The 2005-nt window shown below is 73.6% G+C and carries 3 protein-coding genes; 2 read left to right on the top strand and 1 reads right to left on the bottom strand.

Annotation, left to right across the window (positions count from 1 at the left end):
- The coding region (locus ACFOWE_RS23795) for a sensor histidine kinase (RefSeq protein ID WP_377291622.1) at positions 1-862 on the bottom strand (862 nt) is incomplete at its 3' end.
- Between the two features lie 491 nt (positions 863-1353).
- Here ACFOWE_RS23795 and tnpA point away from each other — a divergent pair.
- Together tnpA and ACFOWE_RS23785 are read left to right on the top strand one after the other, a co-directional pair.
- Complete coding sequence (gene tnpA / locus ACFOWE_RS23790) at positions 1354-1773, top strand: IS200/IS605 family transposase (RefSeq protein WP_377291415.1); 420 nt, start codon at positions 1354-1356, stop codon at positions 1771-1773.
- Positions 1766-2005: helix-turn-helix domain-containing protein (locus ACFOWE_RS23785; RefSeq protein WP_377291413.1), on the top strand; the 240-nt coding region annotated here is incomplete at its 3' end. The genes tnpA and ACFOWE_RS23785, both read left to right, overlap by 8 nt.

The raw sequence follows: 2005 nt of genomic DNA, 5'->3' as shown, positions 1-2005 counted from the left end.
CCTCGGTGACGGCACGCAGCGCGCCCTCCAGCCCCAGGTCGTCCAGGGCGGGCGGGCGCAGGCCGTACACCAGCGTGCGGACGTCGCCGACCGCCTCGGCCACCTGGCCGCGGACCCGTTCCAGCAGACGGGCCGCCTCCCCGGGATCACGGGCCAGGCGGATCCTCGCCTCGTCCACGGTCATCGCCATGCTCGCCAGGGCCGGTCCCAGCCCGTCGTGCAGGTCGCGGCGGAGCCTGCGGCGCTCCTCCTCGCGCGTGGCCAGGATCCGCTCCCGGGAGAGCCGCAGGTCGGCGGTGAGCTGTACGGCGTGCGCGACCTCGGCCAGGTGCCGGACGAGCATGCCGAGCAGCTCGCCCTCGGGCCGGACCCCCGCGATCAGCAGCCGCCCCACCGGCTCCCCCTGCCAGACCAGCGGGGTGACGGCCGGTCCGGTCCCCGGGTCGCCGTCGGAGACCGTCTGCGGCGGTGCCCCCGGCAGGGTGACCTCCACCGCCACCCCGCCGGCCCGCAGCGTCTGCCGGATCGCGGCGACCGCGGTGGACAGCGCCTGCACCGGCCCGTCGGCCCGCTGCATGCTCCGGCCCAGCCGGTCGGCCGCGCGGTAGGGGTCGCGCTCCACCTTCAGCAGCCGGTCGGCCGTGCGCTGCAGCCGCAGCCGCAGGGGGTGGAACAGGAGGCCGACGGCGAGGGCGGCGGCCAGACCGGTGGCGGGGCCGTACCCGGGGGCGAGGCCGCCGCCCAGCCCGATCAGCTCGTAGTAGAGGGCGCCCAGCACGGCGAAGAGCACGAGGTGCGCCAGGACCCGGCCGGCGACGGGACCCGCGCCGGAGAGCCGGGGGGAGGTTCGCATGCGTTCCATGAGGGCTCAACTGTGCGGCATCCGCCGTCCCGGTGTCATGGGACGGGTGTCCCGGCCTGGCAGGGGACCGGAACCCGTCCCGCGACGTCCCGCGGCTCCCGGACCACCGGGGACGTGGAGGCCGGGCACGTCATGGCGGCGGGCTGCTCGTGGAGTCACCGACGGCGAACCGGATCTCGTACTCGTCCCCTACGGCGGGAGGAGCGGCGCGGTCACCGCGTTTCGGGCTCACTCCACCGCCCCGGGCGGTGCGGCCGGTCCGAAGTCGCCCTCCGGCTCACGGGTGACGAGGGCGAGCAGTGCCGGATCGGCGTGGACCTCGGCGGTGTGGCGCCATCATGACCTCCCGAGGGGACCGTCGCCTTTAGGCGACGGAGGAATCGGGAGCGGGAGGGCCGCCAGGGCCCGAGCGTGCATTGAGCCGCCTGATCCGCGCATCAGAGATCTCCGTTCGTCACATATTAGATGGGCGTCACTGCTGTAATGATCGCGTGACTCGTCAGGTGCGCACCTCCCCCGGCGCGGCGTACGACCTCGGGTACCACGTCGTGTGGTGCCCGAAGTACCGCCGCCCGGTCCTCGGCGGCCGGGTGAAGACCCGCCTGGAGGAGCTGGTCCGCGCCAAGGCCGACGAGCACGGCTGGGAGATCGTGGCGCTTGAGGTGATGCCGGACCACGTGCACCTGTTCGTCAAGCCGCACCCGAAGAACTCGCCGTCGTACGTTGCCAACCAGTTCGAAGGCTTCACCTCCCACCACCTGCGCGCCGAGTTCGGGCACCTGCGCTCCCAGCTCCCCACGCTGTGGTCACGGTCCTACTTCGTGGCCACGGCCGGCGCGGTGTCGGCCGAGACGGTGCAGCGCTATATCGAGACGCAGTACGAGCGGCCCGAAGGCGGTGGCCGTGCGTAGGTCGTACACGTTCCTGCTGCGTCCCATGAGCAAGCAGGCCGCCGCGCTCGCCGCGTGCCTGGAGGACCACCGCGCGCTGTACAACGCCGCGCTGGAGCACCGCCGCACCGCCTACCGCAAAGCCGGGGTGAGCATCCGCTACGGCGACCAGTCGGGGGAGTTGAAGCACATCCGCTCCGGCGACCCGGACGGGCAGGGCCGGTGGTCGTTTTCGTCCCAGCAGGCCACGCTG

The organism is Planomonospora corallina, assembly GCF_042650625.1.
In the GTDB taxonomy this organism is placed as follows: domain Bacteria; phylum Actinomycetota; class Actinomycetes; order Streptosporangiales; family Streptosporangiaceae; genus Planomonospora_B; species Planomonospora_B corallina.
The sequence above is the reverse complement of the archived record's forward strand: the minus strand, read 5'-3'. Positions and strand labels throughout refer to the sequence as shown.